General features: G+C 60.0%; 20 protein-coding genes. All 20 read right to left on the reverse strand.

Annotated elements, in window-relative coordinates; all coding sequences use genetic code 11:
• Positions 1-15 precede the first annotated feature (15 nt).
• Entirely contained in the window at positions 16-702 is a 687-nt protein-coding gene (locus OGM67_09280; GenBank protein ID UYJ33777.1) for a 1-acyl-sn-glycerol-3-phosphate acyltransferase, read from the reverse strand.
• A gap of 11 nt (positions 703-713) precedes the next feature.
• Positions 714-1,376 carry a (d)CMP kinase gene (gene cmk / locus OGM67_09285; protein ID UYJ33778.1) on the reverse strand — a complete coding sequence of 221 codons (663 nt, stop codon included), beginning with the start codon at positions 1,374-1,376 and terminating at the stop codon, positions 714-716.
• A gap of 199 nt (positions 1,377-1,575) precedes the next feature.
• On the reverse strand, positions 1,576-2,793 hold the full coding sequence (locus OGM67_09290; GenBank protein ID UYJ33779.1) for an NAD(P)/FAD-dependent oxidoreductase: 1,218 nt from the start codon (positions 2,791-2,793) through the stop codon (positions 1,576-1,578).
• Complete coding sequence (locus OGM67_09295) at positions 2,790-4,478, reverse strand: hypothetical protein (protein ID UYJ33780.1); 1,689 nt, start codon at positions 4,476-4,478, stop codon at positions 2,790-2,792. The genes OGM67_09290 and OGM67_09295 overlap by 4 nt, the downstream gene beginning before the upstream one ends.
• 18 nt (positions 4,479-4,496) lie before the next feature.
• Entirely contained in the window at positions 4,497-5,408 is a 912-nt protein-coding gene (locus OGM67_09300) for a glycosyltransferase (protein ID UYJ33781.1), read from the reverse strand.
• Complete coding sequence (locus OGM67_09305; protein UYJ33782.1) at positions 5,405-6,523, reverse strand: FAD-binding oxidoreductase; 1,119 nt, start codon at positions 6,521-6,523, stop codon at positions 5,405-5,407. Before OGM67_09305 ends, OGM67_09300 begins: the two co-directional genes overlap by 4 nt.
• Before the next feature lie 20 nt (positions 6,524-6,543).
• Positions 6,544-7,344, reverse strand: a complete 801-nt coding sequence (locus tag OGM67_09310; protein UYJ33783.1) for a glycosyltransferase family 2 protein — start codon at positions 7,342-7,344, stop codon at positions 6,544-6,546.
• Entirely contained in the window at positions 7,341-8,129 is a 789-nt protein-coding gene (locus OGM67_09315; GenBank protein ID UYJ33784.1) for a sugar phosphate isomerase/epimerase, read from the reverse strand. Before OGM67_09315 ends, OGM67_09310 begins: the two co-directional genes overlap by 4 nt.
• A 3-nt stretch (positions 8,130-8,132) precedes the next feature.
• Positions 8,133-9,059 (reverse strand): NAD(P)-dependent oxidoreductase, encoded by a 927-nt coding sequence (locus tag OGM67_09320; GenBank protein ID UYJ33785.1) that lies wholly within the window; start codon positions 9,057-9,059, stop codon positions 8,133-8,135.
• 188 nt (positions 9,060-9,247) lie between these two features.
• Positions 9,248-9,895, reverse strand: coding sequence for an imidazole glycerol phosphate synthase subunit HisH (hisH, locus tag OGM67_09325; protein ID UYJ33786.1), 648 nt, complete (start codon positions 9,893-9,895; stop codon positions 9,248-9,250).
• Complete coding sequence (locus tag OGM67_09330) at positions 9,892-10,659, reverse strand: imidazole glycerol phosphate synthase cyclase subunit (protein ID UYJ33787.1); 768 nt, start codon at positions 10,657-10,659, stop codon at positions 9,892-9,894. The genes hisH and OGM67_09330 overlap by 4 nt, the downstream gene beginning before the upstream one ends.
• Before the next feature lie 164 nt (positions 10,660-10,823).
• On the reverse strand, positions 10,824-12,197 hold the full coding sequence (locus tag OGM67_09335) for an N-acetyl sugar amidotransferase (GenBank protein ID UYJ33788.1): 1,374 nt from the start codon (positions 12,195-12,197) through the stop codon (positions 10,824-10,826).
• A gap of 126 nt (positions 12,198-12,323) precedes the next feature.
• Positions 12,324-13,148 (reverse strand): hypothetical protein, encoded by an 825-nt coding sequence (locus OGM67_09340; GenBank protein UYJ33789.1) that lies wholly within the window; start codon positions 13,146-13,148, stop codon positions 12,324-12,326.
• A complete protein-coding gene (locus OGM67_09345) occupies positions 13,145-13,765 on the reverse strand; it encodes a class D sortase (protein ID UYJ33790.1) in 621 nt (206 codons plus the stop codon). Before OGM67_09345 ends, OGM67_09340 begins: the two co-directional genes overlap by 4 nt.
• Positions 13,766-13,864: 99 nt before the next feature.
• Positions 13,865-14,830, reverse strand: a complete 966-nt coding sequence (locus OGM67_09350; GenBank protein UYJ33791.1) for a hypothetical protein — start codon at positions 14,828-14,830, stop codon at positions 13,865-13,867.
• Between the two features lie 142 nt (positions 14,831-14,972).
• The gene (locus tag OGM67_09355) at positions 14,973-16,499 is read right to left on the reverse strand and encodes an O-antigen ligase family protein (GenBank protein UYJ33792.1); all 1,527 of its coding nucleotides are present in this window, start codon (positions 16,497-16,499) and stop codon (positions 14,973-14,975) included.
• Between the two features lie 60 nt (positions 16,500-16,559).
• Positions 16,560-17,720 carry an amidohydrolase gene (locus tag OGM67_09360; protein UYJ33793.1) on the reverse strand — a complete coding sequence of 387 codons (1,161 nt, stop codon included), beginning with the start codon at positions 17,718-17,720 and terminating at the stop codon, positions 16,560-16,562.
• Between the two features lie 107 nt (positions 17,721-17,827).
• Complete coding sequence (locus OGM67_09365) at positions 17,828-18,130, reverse strand: Dabb family protein (protein UYJ33794.1); 303 nt, start codon at positions 18,128-18,130, stop codon at positions 17,828-17,830.
• Complete coding sequence (locus OGM67_09370) at positions 18,130-19,251, reverse strand: N-acetyl sugar amidotransferase (GenBank protein ID UYJ33795.1); 1,122 nt, start codon at positions 19,249-19,251, stop codon at positions 18,130-18,132. The genes OGM67_09365 and OGM67_09370 overlap by 1 nt, the downstream gene beginning before the upstream one ends.
• A gap of 118 nt (positions 19,252-19,369) precedes the next feature.
• Positions 19,370-20,995 (reverse strand): hypothetical protein, encoded by a 1,626-nt coding sequence (locus tag OGM67_09375; GenBank protein ID UYJ33796.1) that lies wholly within the window; start codon positions 20,993-20,995, stop codon positions 19,370-19,372.
• Positions 20,996-21,243 lie beyond the last annotated feature (248 nt).

A 21,243-nucleotide genomic window follows, 5' to 3' on the forward strand; every position in this document is an offset into this window, starting at 1 on the left:
ACGCCCCCCTACAGCTTACGGCTGCTCACTTTTTTCAGGCAGCGGCTCCGGTGCAGCCTCCACAGCGGGCGCAGCAAACGCATTGTCGGCCAACAGCTGCTCAAGCTCATCGCGCAGGCGGTTCTTCATGCGGCGCAGCTCGGCCATCTTGTGGCTCTGGTCCTTGATCTGCAGCTCCTCGGCCGGGATGGGGGTGCCGAACACGATGCGGATTTTGCAGAAAAGGTGCATCCTGCCATCCTTGCTGCCGTAGATGATGCGCACAGGCAGCATGTCCGCGCCGGCTGCGGCGGCAATGACAAAAGCGCCGCTCTTGATCATGCCGAGCTTGCCCGTCTTGGTGCGGGTCCCCTCAGGGAAGATCATGATGCCCGTACCGTTTTTGCACTCGTTGGTCAGCTGCTCCACCGTGGTGGTGTCACCGCGGCCGCGCTCGATGGCAACCGCGCCCATGCAGCGCAGGAACCAGCCTGCCAGCGGATTTTCAAACAGCTCCTCCTTGGCCAGAATACGCAGTCGTTTCCAGTCAAACACCGTAATAGCGATAAAAACAGGGTCCAGATTGGCGATGTGGTTGGGTGCGATGACATAGGCGCGCCCATCGCGGACGGTCTTCAGATTCTCGCGGCCGATGACTTCAAACCGCCAGATGATGTGCGCCAGCACCCAGACGATGGGCAGCAGAATCCAATACAAAAGCATAAGCAGCCCCCTCAGATATGCGCAAGAATCGTGCGCTTCAGCAGGTCAAAGCTCTCCTGCAGGTCTATGTCGCTGGTGTCCACCAAAATGGCATCCTCCGCCTGCTTCAGGGGTGCAACGGCGCGGTGGCTGTCCTGATAGTCGCGCTGCCGGATATCCGCCAGCACGGTGGCAAGGTCGGCGGGCTGGCCTTTTTCCGCCAGCTCCTTGGCACGGCGCTCAGCGCGGGCCTCGGCAGTTGCCGTCAGGAAAATCTTGACCGTGGCGTTGGGCAGCACCACGGTGCCGATGTCGCGGCCGTCCATCAGGATATTCTGGCTTTCGGCAAGTCCGCGCTGGGTGTCCAGCAGGAAGGTGCGGACGGCCGGGTGCGCCGCCACAGCGGAGGCCGCCATGCCGATATTTTCCGCCCGGATCGCCGTGCTGACATCCTCACCGTTCAGGTAGACATGCTGCGTGCCGTCCAGCAGGCGGATGTCAAGCTTGATGCCGGGCAGCAGCGCCGCCACAGCGTCTGCATCGTGGGGGTCCGCCCCTGCGCGCACCGCGTACAGCCCGATGGAGCGGTACATGGCGCCGGTGTCCACATAGACATAGCCGAGGTCTTTCGCCAGCGCCTTGGCCAGACTGGATTTACCGGCCCCGGACGGGCCGTCGATTGCGATAGAAACCATAAATATGCACTCCTTCACTATTATACAAAAAGAGCTTTGAGATAATAGATAAAAGATAACAGATAATAAAAAATGTGGAGTTTTGCCCCACAGGGCAAAACAAAATTTTGAGCGCTGCGCAAGCGGCGCGATCCACTATATTTATTATCTTTTATCTATTATCTTTTATCTGCGGCAGCCTGGGGGGGAAGGCTTGGGGTTACAGCGCCCTCACCGCCGCCTGCGCGGTCGACCAGGCGATCTGCAGGTTATAACCGCCGGTGCGGGCGTCCACATCAAGGACCTCACCGGCAAAGTACAGCCCCTCGCAGAGCTTGCTTGCCATCGTCTTGGGATCGACCTCGCGCACATCCACGCCGCCTGCCGTGATGACCGCGTGTTCCTTGTCCCCCAGTGCGTTCACCGGCACCTGCCAGTGCTTGCAGAGGTTCACAAGTGCCATCTTCTGCTCGCGCGTGATCTGGGCGGCCTTGGTGGCGGGGTCAACGCCCCACTTTTCCACGGCCACGGGGCGCATTGAGTTGGGCAAAAGCTTGGCCAGTGCGCCCTGTGCGCTGTGGCTGCCCTGCTCGGCAAAGTCGCGGGTCAGCCGGTCATAGAGCGTCTTTTCGTCAAGAGCCGGCTTTAAGTCAAACTCGCAGATATAACGATGCTTCGTTATATCCTCAATGTAGGTGCTGGCCGACAGCACCAGCGGCCCCGACAGGCCAAAGTGGGTGAACAGCGCCTCGCCCTGCTCGGTAAACAATGGTTTGCCATCGCAGAGCAGCGTGAGCGTCACATTGCGCAGCGCCAGCCCCATCATGCGGCGGCAGGCCGGGTCGGGGCTGACAAGGCTGCACAGGCTGGGCTGGGGCGGCACAATGGTGTGCCCCGCCTGCCGCGCAAGTTTGTAGCCGCTGCCATCGCTGCCCGTGACCGGGTAGCTGATGCCGCCGGTGGCGATCAGCGTATACGCTGCGCGGTATGTCTCCCCCCGGTCGGTGACGGCACCCTTGCAGACGCCGTCCTCAATCAGCAGCTTTTTTGCGCTGCCCCGCACAAATTCAGCGTCCCGGGCATAGTCCCGCAGTGCCGCCAGCACATCGGCGGCGCGGTCCGACTGCGGAAAGACCCGCCGCCCGCGCTCGGTTTTAAGCGGTACACCGAGAGTTTCAAACAGCTCCATCGCCGCAGACGGCGGGAATGCGTAAAGGCTGGAATAGAGGAACCGCCCGTTGCGCCGCACATAGGGTAAAAACTCCCGTACATCGCTGTCGCTTGTGAGGTTGCAGCGTCCCTTGCCGGTGATGAGCAGCTTCTGCCCCGGCCCCTTAGGGTTGTGTTCCAGCACGGTCACGGTAAGGCCGCGGGCACAGGCAGCGCCCGCCGCCATCAAGCCCGCAGCACCGCCGCCGATGACCAGTAGATCCGTCATGCAGTTTCCTTTCTTTTCAGCGGCCTGCCGTACAAAAACAGCCCGACAAATGCGTACAGAGCCAGCAGCGGGTGTACCGTGGCAAGGTACATCGTACTGGTGCCGATGCCGAAGCTGGACACCTCGACAAAGGCGATCATGGCACAGCGCAGCAGCGCCATGCCGAAAATACCAAACAGCAGCAGCCACGGCACGACCGTTTGCGCTGTGCATTTTTTGCGTATCCACGGCAAAAGCTCCGTCACATGGAAGAACAGTGCGCACACCGCCCCCACCGTGAGCAGGATGCTGTACACCCACGCCCACCCCTGCATAACGGCAAAGACTGCCTTTTGCCAGAGGCTGTAATAGGGCGTATCCTTGCCGGCCTCGGCGGCGCTGTTGAAGCCGCAGTGCAGGTAGCCGGACCAGGCGGCAAAGTCCTCCTCAGTGCCGATCGAGCGCAGTGCCTCATAGGGCGCACAGCCGCGCAGCCCTGCCGCATGGCAGAGGCCGTTCCATGTTTCGGAAAGGGTCGCGGGGACATATTCCGCCCTGATGGGCTGACTGGTCGCGGTGCGCTTGCCGGTGCGGCTGGGCAGGGTGCCCGCGTCACAGGCGGCGTTGATCTTGTCTGCCACGGTCTGCCAATAGCCGGCCGCTGTCTGGGCGTCGGCATAGATGCCCTCAAACTGCGCGGCGCGGCGGATGGCCCAGTAAAAGCTGCCCGCGCGGTAATCGTCCAGACCCGGGTCGCGGAAGTCGTTTTGCAGCTGGTCGTCCTCCTCCAGCCAGTAGGCCAGCGGCTCCAGCTCCGGCACAGCTGCGTAGATTTTTGCGCGCGCATCAGCGGGCACCGACAAATACGGCTTGTCGCTGTCTGTATCGACCCGCATCATCGCGCCCATGGCGGCGGCGAACGAGCCCTCGGAGAAATCCGACAGCGCAAAAACGCCGTAGTGCGTGTAGTTGAGGGTGCAGAAGGTCAGCACCCCCGCGCCGAGCATCAGATATGGGATCAGCTGCGCGGCCAGCGCCCTCCAGCGGCGCTTGCCCACAAGCACGACCGCCACGATACCCGTGGCAGCTGCGGCAAAGGGCAGCAGAAACAGCCCCGCATCCTCGCGGTCAAGGTAGCCGCAGGCAAGGCCCGCGCCCGCCGCAGCCAGCCACGGCCAGAGCGGCGCGGGCTTTTCCTGCACGGCGCGCAGGGCCATGCCCGCCATGCCCGCAAAAAAGTACAGGCAGAGCGCTGGAAAGACATTGTCCCGGTAGACGCGCAGCGTGTAGGACGCCCAGCTGGACGGCAGGAACGCCAGCACCGCAAAAAGCGCCAGCGTCAGCACACGGCCCTGCTCGGGGTCTTTTTTGCGCCACAGCGGCGAAAACGCGAACGCCGCCGTCAGCGCCGCGCCGCACCAGAGCGCCGCGCCGCTGATCAGATACGGCAGGTGCAACGCATGCAGCAGCGCCAGCCACACCGGGAAGAACATCGCCTTGGAGAGGGTCAGATAATCATAGGCCCCCAGCCATTGCCCGGCCGTAATGCTGTTGGCGGCGCGGAACATCAGCTCATCGTCCAGCGGTGCGCCGCCCACCCAGATGTACGCCTGCTGAAAGCCCGTCAGCGCCAGACGCAGGCAGACCAGCAGGGCGCAAAGCACCCAGAATGTGCGGCGCGACAGCCGCGGACGGTTTCGTTTCATCGGAAAATTCCTCCTGCGTTATTTCTGCAGCTTTTCAATGCTCTCTACCAGATACTTCTGCTGGCGGAAGTTGAGGTTCAGCAGCAGGCAGAGGTACTTGACCACGATGGTCAGCACGGCAAATAGCCCTGCAAAGCCCACGGTGATGACAAACATCGTTGTGGTCCAGCCGGCAACCGGGTGGCCTGTGGCAAAGATGATGAGGGTGTAGACCAGCTCGGCCAGCGCCAGCGCCAGCATACAGAGGGTGATCGTCATGCTGGCCTTGAAGCCGAAGTCGGTATACAGCGCCAGACTGTCCACGGCCAGATTGAAGCGGCCGCTGCCCTTGACGGTCAGCTGGCCGTCAAATTCAAGATCGGTCATCTTGAGGCCGCTGGCCGCGTAGGCAGCCTTGCGGTAGGGCAGGTGCGCACTGGAGGCATGGACCCGGTTGATGGCCCGCCGGGTGACGAGGCGGAACGCATCGGTGCGCAGCTGATAGGCGCTTTGGGAGTTGGCGTTGAACAACTTATAGAACAGGCTGCTGCCGCCGCGCACGGTGCGCGGGCAGACCGACACGATGTCGCTGCCGGTCAGCGCCGTGCGGTACGCCTCAAAGATCAGCGATGCCGGGTAGCAAAGCTCGGTGGAGTCAAATTCATACACATAATCGCCGATGGCGGCATCCAGCCCCGCATTCATGGCGTCCTCAAGCCCATGAAAAAGGCTCATGTGCAGGATCGTCAGCGGGGCAGTCTGCTCGCGGCCCCATTCCCGCAGGCGGGCCACGGTGTCATCGGTACAGGCATCATCCACGACCACCAACTCATACTGGGCAAAGTGGGCGTCCAGCTCGGACGCGACCGTGCGGCAGAACGCGACCGCGCGGTCACCGTCATCATGCAGGTAGACGACCGCCGAAATAAAATTCTTTTCTTTTGTATTCATACTTCCAGAACCTCGTCCAGGTCATACACCGTGTTGATCTTGCCGGACAGCACGCTGACCAGCTTGGGGGCCTCGCTCATCACGCGGACCACCGTCGGGCGCGAGTCGTCGATCTCGCTGGCCTTCAGGATGGGCTTCATGCTGAAAAGGCTGCTGTGGTAGGCAAAGCCGTATTCTTCCTTCAGATATTTGCGGGCAAGCTGGCTCATGTAGGGCCAGGCGCTGGCCGGCTTTGCCGGGCACTCGTTGCAGTTGTACAGGCTGCCGGGGGTGCAGCGGCCGCCGCTCTCCTTCTGGCAGGGGAAGGTTGCCACGCTGTCATAGCTTGTCTCATGCGGCGTAAAGGTCACACTGGTCAGGCTGTGCAGACCGGTCTGGCCGAAGGGCATCAGGCTGAAAAATGGTCCGTCCATGACCGTAATGCCGGTGTTACGAAGTTTTTCGTCAACAGTACACAAAATGATCTCGCATTTTTCGTACTTAATACCGAAGGGCGGCAGCCCCAGCATGGCATGGATGTCGTTGACGCCCGCGTAGGTCGCGCTGAGCAGGTAGGGTGCCTCGGCCGTGTACTCCCCTGCTGTGACCCGCCACACGCTGCCGGCCTGCTCGATGCGGTCCGGTTTGCGGCTGTAGAGGATCTCAATATTGGGCAGCGCCGCCAGCTGCTCCAGAAACCAGCGCTTAAGCACCTGCGCATCGTAGGTGTACTCGGTCGTCAGGAAGGCGCCGTCACACAGGCCGGGGTTAAAGTATTTTTCCGGCGGTACATCGTCACAGCGTATCTCAGCCGCTGCGCAGAACCGGCGGAACTCCGCCGCGTTCGTCCATGAAAAATGGGCGCTTGTGGCGTACACCTGATCAAATTCCGTATGCAGGCAGAAGCCGTAATCGCGGCAGAACCGCTCAAAATAATGGGCGGACTTAATGGCCGTGGAATAGCTGCGCGGATAGTGGTACCCCATGTGAACGCGGGCCTGATTGATGTAGGTTGCCCGCATAAAGGGGGCGGGGTCGCGCTCCAGCACCAGCACCCGCTGGCCCGCCGCACCGCATTTCTGCGCCGCATACAAGCCATACAGTCCCGCGCCGAGGATGATTTTGTCGTAGGTCATAGAGCGTGTTCCTTTTCCTTTTACGGATTATACTTCCCTGCAAGGGCGTTTAGGAGGATTTTCATCAGGTCGCTGTTGCCCTTGAAGCCGGTGATCTTGGTGGGGGTCTTGCCGGTGGCCGGGTAGGCGCGGGTCACGGGGACCTCGCAGGCTTTCAGCCCCAGCTGGGTGGCGCGGATGCTCAGATACGCCAGCAGCTCATACCCACCAAAGACATCGCGCAGCGGGCGGACATCGGGGTGGGTCAGATACTCGCGGCTGTAGGCGCGGTAGGCGTTGGTCGTGTCGGTAAACCACTGGTGCGCACCAAGGCTGACAAGCGGCGCATGGACCAGCCGCACGGCGGCATAGCGCACCGGCGGCGTGTTGATCGCATGACCGCCGCGGATAAAGCGGCTGCCCTGCACAAGGTCGTAGCCTGCCTGCAGCTTGGCGATAAATTCCGGCACATCCTCGATCGAGTCCTTGTTGTTGCCGTCGATGGTCAGGATACCTTTATAGCCGCGGTCCAGCGCAAAATAGATGCCCATGCGCAGCTGTGCGCCCTGCCTGCCGGGGCCGGTCTTGGTCAGCAGCGTGTTCACATGGTAAAGCTGCAGCGTGTCGTGCTTCATGCTGCCGTCGGTCGAGCCGCCGTCGCAGATAACGATGTCGCACACGCGGTCGATGCCCGCCGTCTGGGCGCGGCCCAGCTCGGTCAGGATGCGGGCGCCCTCGTTGATGACGGGGATCAGCAGGCAGTAATCGCTGCGGCGGCCCTCAAACTCGGCGGCGGTAAAATCCGGCACACCGTTCAGATTCCTGCGCTCATATTCGATCATGCGAACACCTCCGCGATATAGTCCATCGTGCGGCGAACCGTGTCAAGGTCGGTGCGGGCCATCTCGATCGAGACAAAGCCGCTGTAGCCCACCGCACCCAGCAGCAGTGCCAGCTCCTTATGCTCGGGGCGGCGCTCGATGGGGGCCAGACCCGGCTCACTGATATGTACATGACTGACATACTGCATGTCGTCAATAAAGCTCTGCAGCTTTTCGCCCTGCGCCAGCACGGTGGACAGGTCGAGGTTTACGGACAGGCCGGGGTTGTCAAGCCGCTTGACCAGCGCAAAGGCGTCTGCCGTGTTGTTCAGGTAGTTTGTATACATCGGGGGGTTGGCCTCCAGCGCCAGATGCACCCCATACCGCGCCGCAAGGTTGCCGGCCTGCATAAAAAAGGCCTCGGCCGTGGCATCGCTGCCGCCCAGCGGGCGCATACGGTTTTTGGGGCAGCCGAACACCAGCGAGGGGCAGTTCAGGCTGTGGGCAAACTGGAACGCCTGCGCCGTGTAGTCAAGCAGCGGTTCGGTGTCGGCGGCGTTGAAGATATTGCCCTGCTGCCCGTACCAGATGCTTTGCAGACTGGGCACCGAGAAGCCCCAGCGGTTTTTGAGATAACCGCCGAACAAGAGCGCGCTCGTCAGGTTCTCATACGGTGTTTCGGAGAAAATGCGGGTCGGGGCCAGCTCCAGACCGGTAAAGCCTGCCTGCTGCATGGCTGTGTAGACTGCCTCGTCATCCTCCTTATGCCATGCAATGTTGGAGATGGAAAGCTGATAGTTCGGCATGGGTCAATCCCTCCAGTCGCGCAGAAAGCGCGTAATATCGTCCAGTTCCTCTTGTTTTGTGCAGAGATACGCCCTGCTGCCGCCCAGCAGCTGCGCATAACGGCTGCGCAGGTCGTAGTCAAACGGCGGCTTGGCCAGCTCATTGCGCCAGTCGGCTTGCCCGGTGACGGCGGTGTAGACCTCGGCAGCCGAAACCGGCGGCGTGCAGAGGTGCAGCATTTTTATACCTGCGGCGCGGGCCCTGCCGATGTCGGCCCAGAGCCGGCCCAGATCGTAGAACTGGTAGCGGCTGCGGGAATCGGTAAACGCCAGCGCGTTAAAGTCGTTGTGTGCAAAGAACTCCTTGAGCGCGGCGCGGTCGGCCGTGCCGTTCAGTTTGTAAAAACCGTTGTCCGCCAGCGTGTACGCCGCCTTGACAAGGTCTGATTTTGACGTCAGCTCGTCATATTTCTCTGGACGCAGCATGGCCGGGGTGATGGTGTGCAGGTCAAAGAGGAAGTTTTTCTTCAGCCCCGCGCCGTAGAGCGCCGGCAGGCGGACGATGAGGGCCTCGGGGAAATCCTCGCGCACCCAGTTTTCCAGCTGCAGACGGTTTTTGCCGTAGGCGGGCAGTCCGTCAGGCAGGGGGGTATCGTCCTCATATTTGCCGCGGCTGTCCAGCCAGACGGCGATGGAGGAGATCAGCACCAGCTCCTTCGGCGCGATCCTGCGCAGGTTTTCCCGCGCGGCGCGCATCACGGCAAGGTCTGCCTCCGGGTCAGCGTTGGCCAGAAACATGGCGGCGGGCACCCCGGCGTAGACACAAAGCTCCGGCCGGGTGCCGTACTGCGCGGCAATATCGCTGCTGTGGCAGGCCGCGGCAAATGTATGCTTTGCCGCCAGATTGCCCCCCACGAACCCGGTGGAGCCGACAAGCAGATCAACGGACATGGTTCATTCCCCTTTGCACATTTATACAAAATACATTATAGCGTATCGCAGGGGAAAAAGCAACGCCCTGCGCAGAATCGCGCAGGGCGTTGCAGATGATTGCTCTGTAGGGGCCGGACATGTCCGGCCCTCCACGGTACGGCAAAAGGGCTTTTACGGGAAAGCCGCGGGCCGGGCATGCCCGGCCCCTACCGTTCGGCCGACTTCAAAAACTCCTCAATAATTTTGAGTCCGACCGCCCCGGATTTTTCCGGGTGGAACTGGCAGCCGAGGACGCTGCCGTGGGTGGCGGCGGCGCAGATCTGCCGCCCGCCGTAGGTCGTGTAGGCCAAACAGTCCGTGCCCTGCAGGGGCTTTGCCTCATAGCTGTGGATAAAATAGCACTCCTCCCCTGCGCGCAGCTGCGCCAGCGCGGTGCCGGCAAAGTCGGCGCGGCCCCCGCCGGGATAGAGCGGCTCCCAGCTGATGTGCGGCACCCGCTGGGGGCAGCCGTCCGCATCGGTGCCGGGGATTTTGACCACGCGACCGGGGATCAGCCCCAGCCCCTTGTGCAGGCCGAATTCCTCCGACTCGTCAAACAGCATCTGCATACCAAGGCAGATACCCAGCAGCGGCGTACCGGCAGCAGCCTTCTGCCGGATCGGCTCGATCAGGCCCAGCTTTTCCAGCCCGGCCATGCCGTCCCGGAACGCCCCGACCCCCGGCAGCACCAGCGCATCGGCGCGCAGCACCTCCGCCGGGTCACTCGTCAGCAGCGTTTCCGCCCCGAAGCGTGCAAAGGCATGCTGCACGCTGAGCAGGTTGGACAGACCGTAATCAATGATCGTCACCTTCATACCTTACGCACCCCCACACCGCCCGCGCGGATGTCATCCTTCAGCTCCTGCACGGTCTCTTTTTGGTAATGCAGCACCGCAGCACAGGCCACGGCGTCCGCACCGGCCTGCGCAGCATCTACAATGTCATCGCCGCAGCCCACACCGCCGCCGCAGATGACCGGCACATTCACAGCACTGGTCACAGCCTTGATAAGCTCCAGATCCATGCCCTGCTGCAGCCCTTCGCAGTCCACGCTGGTCAGCAGGATCTCGCCTGCGCCCAGCGCCACACCGCGCTTGGCCCACTCGACCACATCGTAGCCGGAGTGGGCGCGGCCGTTGTCGTAGTAGGCCTCCCACTTGCCGGGCCATGTACGGCTGCGCTTGGCCTGAATGGACAGCACCATGCACTGGCTGCCGAAGGCCTCGGCCACCTCGGTGATGAGCGCAGGCCGCTTGATGGCCGCCGTGTTGATCGCAACCTTGTCCGCCCCCATCGACAGGATGTGGCGCACATCCTCCACGCTGCGCAGGCCGCCGCCCACGCAGACAGGAATATACACATCATCGACTGTTTTGCGCACAATATCACTTAGATTATTGCGGTTGTACAGGCTTGCCACAATGTCTATGTAGAGCAGCTCGTCAATGCCCTGCTCATAGTATGCTTTCGCAAAGCTGTTCGGGTCGCCCAGCTTGCGCAGCCCCTCCAGCTGGATGCCCTTGACAAGGTTGGTGTCTTTGACATCAAGACGGGCGATCAGTCGTATTTTTTTTTGCATAAATGAACCTCGTTAAAGCCTTCTCCCGGGGGAGAAGGCGACCGAGCGAAGCGAGGTCGGATGAGGGGCGCGTATGCCGCGATTGCCCGCAAACGAGCTGCCGCGGAAAGCCCCCCTCATCAGTCCGCTTCGCGGACAGCTTCCCCCAAGGGGGAAGCCTTGTCTCAAATTTCGTGGTGCGTGCCTCTCGGGTCGCCCCACAGCACCTCGCTGTCGCCCTCGTAGGGGGTGTAGCGCAGCTTCCACATGTTGTCCTCCCACTTCCAGATGTGGGGAGAGCGGAACCGGTCGGCCAGATCCATAAAGTAATCGCGGTCCATCTTGGGCTGCTCAAACAGCTGGCTGGCCCACGGGAAATGCTGGCGATCCAGCGACAGATACTTAAAGATCTCTTTTTCAAAGCGGTCGGGGTACTCGCCGTCAAACTTCTTGCAGAGCGCCTTGCCCTCGTCCAGCGTGATCTCCTCGTTGCGGATTTCCTGCGCGGCATCGTAGGTGGTGCGGCCGATGCCGTACTTGATGTAGGTCGTGTAGTAGAAGAAATCATCGATCTTGTCATCAATGGAGTTGTACTTGGAGTAGGTGCCCTGCGTGCGCTCCGGTGCGGGGCGGAAGCCGCCGTGCTCAACGCTGTAGTAGTAGGCGCCCTGCGGATGCCACTTTTCGTAGTAGCCCAGATACCGCACCTGAATGTGGTTTTTCTCAAGGTTGGAGGTCTCACTCGGCAGATAGATGGCAAGGTCGGCCTTGTCTACCTTGTAGTCCTCCTCCAGCTGGCGCAGGCTGACGCCGCCCAGATAAATGTGGTCGTAGTCGTTCACGGCAAAGAAATGCTCATCGCGCAGCGCGGAGTTGTTGTCGGCGATGGGGTTGCCGAACTCGGCTTCGTTCTCGCCGTAGAATACCAGCGGAATGCCGAATTTCGCGGCCATCTTGGGGGCAAGCTGCTTTTGCCCGAGGATGAACGGCTGGAACGGATGGAAGAGGTTTTCCGTGGCCAGACGGGTCAGCAGGCGGTGGGTCATGCCGTTGGGGGTACACAGGTAGTTGTCAAAGCCCGCATGAATCCATGCCTGCATATTGTCCCACCCCCACGGGGTGTAGATGTGCGGCGCCCATGTCACCGTCAGCGGGTGCATGCCGTACTTGTATTTCAGCAAGTGGGCGGCGTAAAAGCTGTCCTTGCCGCCCGAGCCGGGCACAAGACAGTCATAGCTGCCATCGTTTTTGCGGTACTGGTCGCACAGCTCGCGCAGCTCCTTTTCGCGCAGCGCCCAGTCGATATGGCCGTTGGCCTTGTTGTGGCAGGCGTGGCAGGCATCGCAGACCCCGTCCTCCTGAATAACCATCGTCTTTTTGATGGATTTGATCGTATGCTCAAACTCATAGCAGGAGTTCGGCTTCTGGTTGCTCATCACGCACTCTTTGCAGAACTGCACATGCTTAGGCAGACCGTAGTAGGCCTCCCGCTGGTCCTCCGGGATATCGGGGGCGTATTTGCTGTAATCAATGTCCACATGGCGGGGAATCTTTTCCATATTCTTTACACTCCAATCGGCTCTGTATCAAAATGAAAAGGCGCCGTCCGATAGCAATGCTATCAGACGGCGCCTTTGCCGTATGCAGGTATTATAGCACAGTTTTGTACGGGATGCAAGAGGGCATCAGGCAGATTTCGCACGGCGGAACTGGGCGCAAACCCATAGAACCAACAGCACCGGCACAGCTGATACCGCTGCCGCACAGCCTGCCACCGCCGGAGCGAATGCGCTGAACCACTGACAGAACAATGTATAACCGATATCCCCTGCCGCAGTCCAGCTGCGATATCCGCTGCCAAAGGTCAGCCACAGCGCCAGTATGACACCTGCTCCCAGGCAGCCATCCGCCATGCGCAGCAGCCCACTGCAAAACATACGCCACCGGTCGGCCAACAGATATTGCAATGCAATGCAGCCCATAAGCAACAGGCCGGAGAGATACATGGCAATGGCCACAATGCCCCGGTATTGCAGTACCATACTCAGCGCCGCCGAAAACGGCGTTGCCATCGCACTCTGCCACTCCATTTGGCAGTTATACTGTAAAATGCGGTAGCCATCGTAAGTAGGCGGCTCGGGCGCAACGGTGTCCTGATAGGTTGTAATCAGGCTGCCAAAGGGGTCGGTCTCATCGTTGGTACTGCCATGCCACAGACTGTCGGCGCGGTGCATCACGCCTGCGTACACAGCGTCAGGTGTTATGGCGTTGGCAAGCGGATCGACAGTCGTTCCAATGGCAGCAGCGTACTGACTGCAGGTGTCCAACACAGCAGCGTGGACGGTGTCCAGATAACCGGATTTTTTCAGACAGGCGGCAAAATGTCCTTCCCGCAGGAGCGTAAAGGACAGCGCCAGACAGACCGCCAGCAGAAGCGCACAGACACTGCCTACCAGCTGAACAGCCACAGCCAGCCGAGCGGCTGCAGCCTGCTTGCCGGGGCGGCTCAAGACAGCCCCTCCAGCCGCGGACCGCTGACATACTTGCCGTAGATAAAATAACGCATATCCGTCAGGGACACCTGTCCCAGCGGGTAGCAGGTGTACAGGATAATATTTTCCTCCGGCGCATCCATGTCATAGGCGGAGGTATCGTTGGCGTTGGCCACGCGCATATCCGTGATTTCGTAGGTGTAGGTGCCGTAGGCGGTGGTGACGGTAATCATTGCACCGTTCTGGGCATGCTCAAAATCGCGGAAATAGGTTGCCGTGTGGCCAGCCACCAGAATCGTGCCACCCTCACCGGGGATCTTGCCGCCGGTATAGATGCCCGCGCCCGTGTCCAGCTGGGGATCTTCGTCACCGTAGTAAATCGTGCAGTCCACCGATGTGCCGGAAATCGTGATTTCACCCAAAGCATCCCCCGCCGCGGGGTAGCCGCCGAAATCATTGATGTTGACAGTCTCGGGCTGGGCGGGCGTTTGCTCCGGGGCCGCGGTGGGCTGGGCATCAGACACCGCCGCCACCGATGCAGGCAGGGCGGTTTCAACTCCGGATCGTGCCGCCGCACCAGCCAGCATACGGCCCGGCCCCACCAGCACGAGAAGCACTACACAGAGTGCAGCCACACAAAAAACAAGAGAAAGAACCAGGTTCTTTCTCTTGCCGTGTGCATGCACTGCTTTGTGAGAATCAGAACTCTTCATAAGCAGCATGTTTCCTTATTTTTACTTGCCGAGACCCTGCTTGCGAACGATGCAAGCGAAACCGGCAACCAGAGCGGCAGCCAGAGCCAGAACAGCCAGAACGACCATACTCATATCAGCACCGGTCGCCTTGATGATGTTGTTGGAGGCAGCAGCAGAGGTGGCAGTGGGCAGCGTAGCAGTACCCTTGACATTGGGGTAGCTGCTCAGATCCTTCGCCTCGATGTGGCCGCAGTGGTCGCACTTGTAGCCGCCCACAGTGCCAGTCCAGTTGTGGTAACCGCAGGCCTTGCAGGTATAGAACTGAGCATCAACAGCGGCAGCGTCAACCGTGGTGGTAGCCGAAGCAGCGGCGGCCGGGGCTGTATCTGCAGCAACGCTGACCTTTACGATCTCATAGGTAGAGAAGTGGGGAACCCAGAAAACGACCACGCCGTCAGCAACCTTGGATACAGAATCAATCGTTGTACGGTTTCCGGCATCATCCACAAAGACGATCTGGTAAGCTGCGCTGGTATCCATACCATAGACGGCAATGTTGGCACCCGCAGACGGCTGCGTACCGGTCCAAGTAGCAGACAGTACCAGCGTATTGTCATCCTTCTTCGTCAGGGAAAGATTAGAAATCTGACTCTTCTCGATTGTCTGGACAGCAACGGCATTGGTAACGCTCCCCGTGCTGGGATATACCTTCTTGATGGTGTCCTTATCAAAAGTGCCGTCCGCGATAGCCTTGTCCGCATGGGCATTGATAACAGTCGCAGCTGCGTTAGCGTTCTGCTTGGTTACAGGCACGGTGGGGTTGGCGGTGTAGTAATTGGCAATGCTATTCGCAAAGCCTGCACCTTCGTTTGTAGATGCGTTCTTGGCAGTAATCTTTGTGGCAGCCGTGTTAGCAGCCTCACCGGGCGTAGCCTCAGCGAAAGCGGGCACGGCGCACAGGGCAGCCAGCGCTACTGCGCAAACCATAGAAAGAAACTTTTTCATTTCGGGTAGGACTCCTCTCATAATTTAAATGGCTGCATTCACAAGCCATATAGTCTAATGAGAGTATACCCCCCCCCGGTTACTTTTGTCAATGGACATTTTCACCAATTATTCACTTTTATTCTGCCATAACAGCAAAGCTTTAGACTGCCGCCAGCAGCAGTATCGGCGGGGCAGCCATTACCAATCCCAAAAGGCTGCGATACCACCCACGGGCAGCCAGCGGCTGCGGCTTTACGCAGAGCGCCGCCAGCACAAACACCAGAGGCAGTACGCCCGGCATGCTGATGCTGAAAAATGCCTGTACTGCATACCCAAGGATTGCCGCGGCAAGCCCCGGCGCTGTCCGCAGTCCGCGGCGGACATGTAATCCCAGAAAGGCCAGCCAGGAAGTCAGCCCAACTACCCCTCCACAGATCAGGTGCTGCAGATACTCGTTATGGGCCGAGTCAAAAACATCACCGTTGAGCAGCATCATATATTTGACAGAGTAGTCATCTATGTTCAGCCGTGCATTGGCAGCATCACCGCCTAATCCAAAGAGCATCTGTAACGGTGTCAAATCATCCCGCCAGACCGTCCAGAGGCGTTTCCACGCAAAGCCCCGGTTGGAGCCCCACTGGTCATCAAAGAACAACAGCCTTGTCAACGGCTGCGGCAGCACCACGGTAAAATTGGCAAGCAGCACCAGAACAGCGGCCAGCACCACAGCCGCGACAGCCAGTACGCGCACAGCACGCCAGCTGTTTACCTTAGGCTGTCGGCGCAGCAGACCGCCAGTGACAAAGCACACCGCAGCCAGTATAAGCGCCACCATCGGCTGTGTAACAAATTTCGACACGGTACGCCACTCTGCGCGGGCAGGCAGCAAGCGAGCCAGCAAACCCATTGTTCCTGTGCAAAGTGCCCAGACGGCCGCAGCATAGGCCAGCCGGGAAAGCCGCCCGGCTGTAATGCGCCGCGCCATGCAAAGCACCGCCACCGCACTTACAGCCCCCAGCCAGGCCGCATCACTGCCTGCAACCACAAGGCCTGCCCCCAGGCAAACCGATGCCGCGCCCCATAGCCGTGCCGAATCGCTGTCTGGTGTCACCAAAAGCTCCCACACGGCAATAGGCAGGCAAAGGTCAAGAAACGCCCCATAAAAATTGATGTTCCCCACTGTACCGAGGAACAGCTCCCCGCTTTCGGGCAAAAAGCTGTAATAGGCATCCAACGGGTCAACCATAAAGAAGTTCATCCCGCACAGCAGCGTAACAGCACATCCTACTCCTGCCAACAGCCGTCCGAACCATGCAGCCGGAATCCCGCCGCCTGTCAGCTGTACTGCAAAGTACAGCATCGTACAGGCCAACAGCATGATAAGGCCGTTGTAGCGCCCCTGCAATCCCCACAAAGCCACGGCAGGATTCTCCGCAAAAAGCCATGCTACTGTGTAGCTTAAGCAGAGCAGCAACAGCGGCAGACCGGCAATTTGCGCCTGCTTTGCCGGATGCTCATTCCTGCGCAGGCTTTTTTGCAGGCAGCAAAGCAGCAAAGCACATCCAATCCCTGCCAGCCACAGCAGTAGATGAAATTTAGCACCCACCAGCCCAACATAACCATTCGGCATGTAAAGCGGCGGCAGCAGCAGCGCTGCCAGTGTCAGTACATTTCCGGCGGTAGCCATTGTGGGGCATTGCAGCGGTTGTTTTGGCAAACGCATGGCCTCTACGATCCTTTCCACTAATCATGCCTGCTCGATACGCGCCCCGTCAATAAAGACTGCTTTTACCTCGGTCAGCACCTCAAAGGGGCTGCCTGCGGTGATGACGAGGTCGGCATCCTTGCCCACCTCCAGCGAGCCGACGCGGTCGGCTACGCCGATATGCTCCGCCGGGTTGATGGTGATGGCCTTCAGCGCATCGAACGGGTCCATGCCAGCCTTGACCGCCATACCGGCGCAGAGCGGCAGATACTGCTGCGGGATGACTGAGCTGTCGGTGATAATGGAAACATGGCAGCCCGCTGCAGTCAGCACCGCAGGGGTGGACCAGGATTTGTTCTGTAGCTCAAACTTGCTGGCAAACGTCAGGCTGGGGCCGACCGCCATCGGCACATCCTTCTCCCCTGCCAGTTCGTCCACAATCAGGTGGCCCTCGGTCACATGCTCCAGCGTCAGGCGCAGGTTGAACTCCCGCGCGATGCGCAGCGCCGTGAAGATGTCGTTGGCCTGATGGGCGTGGGCCTTCAGGGGAATCTCACGCGCCAGCACCGGCAGCAGGGCCTCGAGCTTCTGGTTGTAGGCGGGCATTTTGGTTATATCGCCGTTGGCCGCCTGCTTGCGGGCGCCGTAGTCCCGCGCCTGCATCAGCGCGCCGCGCAGGAACGCCGCCGTGGACATGCGGGTGGAATCGCACTTGTCGCGATAGCAGCGCTTGGGGTTCTCGCCGAAGGCACATTTCATGGCAACCGGGTCGCGCACGACCATTTTGTCCACGCGATCGCCCACGGTTTTCATGGCCAGAAAGGTGCCGCCCAGCACATTGGCGCTGCCCGGGCCGGTGCAGACGCAGGTCACGCCGGCCCGGCGCGCGTCCGCCAGCGAGGGGTCGCGCGGGTTGATACCGTCAATCGCGCGCAGCTGCGGCGTCCAGATGTCGTTCATCTCGTTGTAGTCGCAGCCCTCGTACCCGATGCCGTAGCCATCGAGGCCGATATGGGTGTGGGCATCGACAAAACCGGGATAAACCTCCAACCCATCGGCGTCAAACACAGCAGCGTCCGCCGGGGCAGTCAGCCCGCCGCCGATAGCGGCAATCTTACCGTCAGCCAGCAGAATATCCGCGACATAGGCCTCGCGGTGGACAGCATCGTGGATACGGCCGTTTTTGATTATAGTTGCTGCCATAACCCTTTACCTCCGTTACATCGTAGGGGCGCATTCTATATGCGCCCGCTAAGCCGCTACGACCTGCGGGCGGATATGGAATCCGCCCCTACATTTCATTTATTGCATTATACCGTAAAATCCAAACAAGTCCTTACCGCGGTGTACGGTCTCACCTTGCCGTTGGCTACAGCGACATGCGCCGGGTGGGTGGAGTAGCCCTTCAGTGCCTCGGCATCGGTGAAGGTCGTGTCCAGCATCAGGTCCGCATTCGCGGAACTGGGCAGCGCCTCGGTGTAGACACGGACTTCCAGCAGGCCGGGGATCTGGCCGGCCAGCCCCTCAAGCCCTGTCTTGATGCCGGCCTTGACGGCGGCCTTCTCGGTCTCGGGCATTTCCTTCAGCTTCCAAAGAATGACATGCCGTACCATTATTTATTTTCCTCCCAGATGGGGTGCTTGAGCTGCCACTCGCCGCAGTCATTCTTCTCGAACAGGTCGCGGTTGTAGAACTTGTCCATGATGGCCCAGAACTCGCTCTCGGTATAGCCGCAGAAGTCGCAGAAATCACGCACGCAGAGCGGATCCAGCTTGCCATCGCGTTCCTTGATGATGGGGATGGCCTCCTCGCGGGTCATCATGCCGTAACGGATATAGCGGGCGGTGTAGTCGGTTGCAGCAGCGTGACCGAACTTCGGGTACTTCAGCCAGCTGTGTACCAGATAGGCGCGGGAGTCGATCTGGTCGAAGTTCTCGGCGTGGTGGGTGCGATCCCACTCATGGGTCAGGTCGTGGAAGCCGTGCGCCTTGGCGATCTGGTAATTCTTGTAGCTGTTCCACGGCACAAAATAGCTCATGTAGAACGGGTCAAGCTTGGCGCGCTCCTCGGCGCTGGGGGCCAGCGTCAGGCTCAGGTCGTTTTCGGTCACGCCGTCACCCAGCAGTTCCTCCATCGGCATGCCCACGGCCACGCCGTTCTCGATCTGGCCCATGGCGGAGTAGGTCTCCTTGTCGGCGTTGCCGCCGTACTCAAAGCTGACATTCTCGCCGTAGCAGAGCATGGGGGTGTTGAATTTGGCCGCCATGTGCAGCGGGAAGGTGTAGATCAGGCGGTCAACATACCAGGTCGGCTTGCCGTACTTCTCAAAGAATTTGCGCATCAGGATTTTCTGCACCTTGATGTTGGGCTTGCAGGAGATGATCGTGCAGCCGAATTCCTCGCTGATGTTCTTGAGGTTGTGGATACCCGCCTGTGTCATGGGGAAGTTGTCCTCGACGCTGAACAGAATCGGGTTCATGTGCATGACCTCTTTCAGCATCCAGACCTGAAAGTGGCTGTCCTTGCCGCCGGAGACAGCAACCGCGCAGTCATAGCCGCCGGGGCCGTTCATGCCGCGGTATTTGTCGCAGTAGGCCTCAAACTCCTTGAAGCGGGCGTCCCAGTCGACATTTTTGCGGTTCTCGTAGTGGCGGCAGGCGCTGCAGACGCCCTCGGCATCAAAGGTAATACCGGGGCGGGTGTCGGGCATCGTACATTTTTTGCAGTAACGCATAAGAATACTCCTTATATTTATATAAAGTATCGGATTCGATTACAGAGGGCGGCGTCCTCAACGCACCGCGGGCGGATGCAAGCATCCGCCTCTACATAGCATGGCACCTTATATCTTCTTATTGTTTTGCTTCTGCCGCCTGTGCTGCCTCGTGCGCGGCGGCCGCATCGGCGAAGTCATAGATCACATAGCGTCCATCGTTGTAGACCTCGGTGCAGCTGCCGTATTTGACCAGCTGCGCGTCATCAGCGGCGTAGTCGGTCTCGGTATCAATGAGCAGGAACGGATGCACCGGGTCGGTGGTCAGATGCTCCTTGGGCTGCAGCCAGTCGGGCACGACTAGGCTGTTCAGATTGGCGATCGTCCAGACATCCAGCTTGCCGCTTGTCAGCTCGATCATCGCATTGCCGTTCCAGAAGGTGGAATACCCCTCGGTGTAGCCATTTTCCACCAGCCAGTCGGCGGCGTTTTTCAAGCCCTTATGCGCAAGGTAGGGGTGCTCCTGCTCCTGCCGCACCGTATTGACGGCGCAAACCGTAAAGCAGGCCGCCAGCGCAGCGGCCAAAAGCCCCCGCGCCCCGGGCAGGTGCAGATCCTCGGTCTTGATCTCCACCGCCATGACCGCAATGGCCACCGGCATGTTCATAAGCCAGAAGTAGAGATAATACTCGTGGAAGTAGGCATAGCACATGCCGCAGACCGCCAGCATGCAGACCAGCAGCAGCACCAGCAGCTTGTCGTTGAGCTGCAGCTTATCCAGCCGCAGCAGCAGCCGCACGATGCAGAAGAACATCCAGCAACCCAGCAGCAGGCCGATACCCGCCGCAATACCGCCGAAGTGGAACACACCGGAGCCGTTCTGGTAGCCGAACTCATGGAAGAAGTCCATCAGGATGCGGTCGAGCGTAAACCAGTTTTCGTCCCGGTCCCATGTGATGAAATTGTAGGATTTGAAGTCGTACAGGCGGGACAGCACCGCATTGCTGACGAAGTAGCCCGCCGCACTGGCCACCGCCGTCACGACAGAGGCTGCCAGCAGACGAACCTCCTTGCGGCAGCTCTGCAGAGCTCCCTTCCAGTCCGGCTTATCGCTGCCGTGCAGCGCCATGACCAGCAGCACCGCCGCTGCCAGACAAAGCGGCGCATGGAATACCATAAGCTGCTTGACGCCGTTCATGCCGGCCACCGCCGTAATAAGGCAGGCCAGCAGCCATTGCAAGGCGCAGTGCTTTTTGTCGGCAGTCAGGCTGCGCAGCACAAGCGCCAGCACCAGCATATAGAAGAAGGTATATACCAGATAGTACCCGCCATAGATAGCATAAACCAGATAATGCTGCCCGAAGGGCCAGAGCAGCGTGCCGACCATCCAGAGGCCGGGCCGCCCAAGGCCTGCGCATTTGACAAAGAACAGCATGGCTGCCGCGTAAAGCGCCAGCGCAAGGGCCATACCGAATGCGCGGGCCAGATGCCAATCATTGGGGAAAAGCAGCAGACCCAATCGGTAGAACCACTGCAGGTTGACGACCTTCAGTTCGGTCGAGTAGAACCAGTTGTGGCTGATGACCGAGCCTTCGCGGTTCAGCAGATCCGCAAGGATCATCTCGGATGCCAGATCGGAATCCACGATCCACCGGCCCGGCACAAGCTGATACCAAAGATCCGTCAGGTATGCTGCGGCCATCCACAGCCACGGCAGGCTCTGCCACAGCTTATGCAGCACCCCGCCCTTTGTTTGTTGTTTCATGCGGTTTCTCCTAAATCGGATATGTTTAGTTAAGATAACTATATCGCATTTGCAGAAAAATAGCAAGGGCAGGCGGTGCATTTGTAGGGGCTGCGTGTGTAGGGCGAATGATTTCTTATGGGAAAGCTGCGGGCCGGGCATGCCCGGCCCCTACAAACACAAAAAAGCGGCAGGCCAAACGGCCCGCCGCGGGGATGCGTTGTTAAGGCAACACCGCACAATTCCCGCCTGACGGCTTAAGCACCGCT

Source organism: Oscillospiraceae bacterium, assembly GCA_025757985.1.
Taxonomy (GTDB): Bacteria; Bacillota; Clostridia; order Oscillospirales; family Ruminococcaceae; genus Gemmiger.

Bases quoted from the DNA above. Each gene is read 5' to 3' on its own strand.
- OGM67_09290 (UYJ33779.1), bottom strand. From the start codon at position 2,793: ATGACGGATCTACTGGTCATCGGCGGCGGTGCTGCGGGCTTGATGGCG.
- hisH (UYJ33786.1), bottom strand. From the start codon at position 9,895: ATGAAGGTGACGATCATTGATTACGGTCTGTCCAACCTGCTCAGCGTG.
- OGM67_09375 (UYJ33796.1), bottom strand. From the start codon at position 20,995: ATGAAACAACAAACAAAGGGCGGGGTGCTGCATAAGCTGTGGCAGAGC.
- OGM67_09335 (UYJ33788.1), bottom strand. From the start codon at position 12,197: ATGGAAAAGATTCCCCGCCATGTGGACATTGATTACAGCAAATACGCC.
- OGM67_09315 (UYJ33784.1), bottom strand. From the start codon at position 8,129: ATGCCGAACTATCAGCTTTCCATCTCCAACATTGCATGGCATAAGGAG.
- OGM67_09305 (UYJ33782.1), bottom strand. From the start codon at position 6,523: ATGACCTACGACAAAATCATCCTCGGCGCGGGACTGTATGGCTTGTAT.
- OGM67_09280 (UYJ33777.1), bottom strand. From the start codon at position 702: ATGCTTTTGTATTGGATTCTGCTGCCCATCGTCTGGGTGCTGGCGCAC.
- OGM67_09300 (UYJ33781.1), bottom strand. From the start codon at position 5,408: ATGAATACAAAAGAAAAGAATTTTATTTCGGCGGTCGTCTACCTGCAT.
- OGM67_09295 (UYJ33780.1), bottom strand. From the start codon at position 4,478: ATGAAACGAAACCGTCCGCGGCTGTCGCGCCGCACATTCTGGGTGCTT.
- OGM67_09350 (UYJ33791.1), bottom strand. From the start codon at position 14,830: ATGAAAAAGTTTCTTTCTATGGTTTGCGCAGTAGCGCTGGCTGCCCTG.
- OGM67_09355 (UYJ33792.1), bottom strand. From the start codon at position 16,499: ATGGCTACCGCCGGAAATGTACTGACACTGGCAGCGCTGCTGCTGCCG.
- OGM67_09320 (UYJ33785.1), bottom strand. From the start codon at position 9,059: ATGTCCGTTGATCTGCTTGTCGGCTCCACCGGGTTCGTGGGGGGCAAT.
- OGM67_09360 (UYJ33793.1), bottom strand. From the start codon at position 17,720: ATGGCAGCAACTATAATCAAAAACGGCCGTATCCACGATGCTGTCCAC.
- OGM67_09370 (UYJ33795.1), bottom strand. From the start codon at position 19,251: ATGCGTTACTGCAAAAAATGTACGATGCCCGACACCCGCCCCGGTATT.
- cmk (UYJ33778.1), bottom strand. From the start codon at position 1,376: ATGGTTTCTATCGCAATCGACGGCCCGTCCGGGGCCGGTAAATCCAGT.
- OGM67_09365 (UYJ33794.1), bottom strand. From the start codon at position 18,130: ATGGTACGGCATGTCATTCTTTGGAAGCTGAAGGAAATGCCCGAGACC.
- OGM67_09310 (UYJ33783.1), bottom strand. From the start codon at position 7,344: ATGATCGAATATGAGCGCAGGAATCTGAACGGTGTGCCGGATTTTACC.
- OGM67_09330 (UYJ33787.1), bottom strand. From the start codon at position 10,659: ATGCAAAAAAAAATACGACTGATCGCCCGTCTTGATGTCAAAGACACC.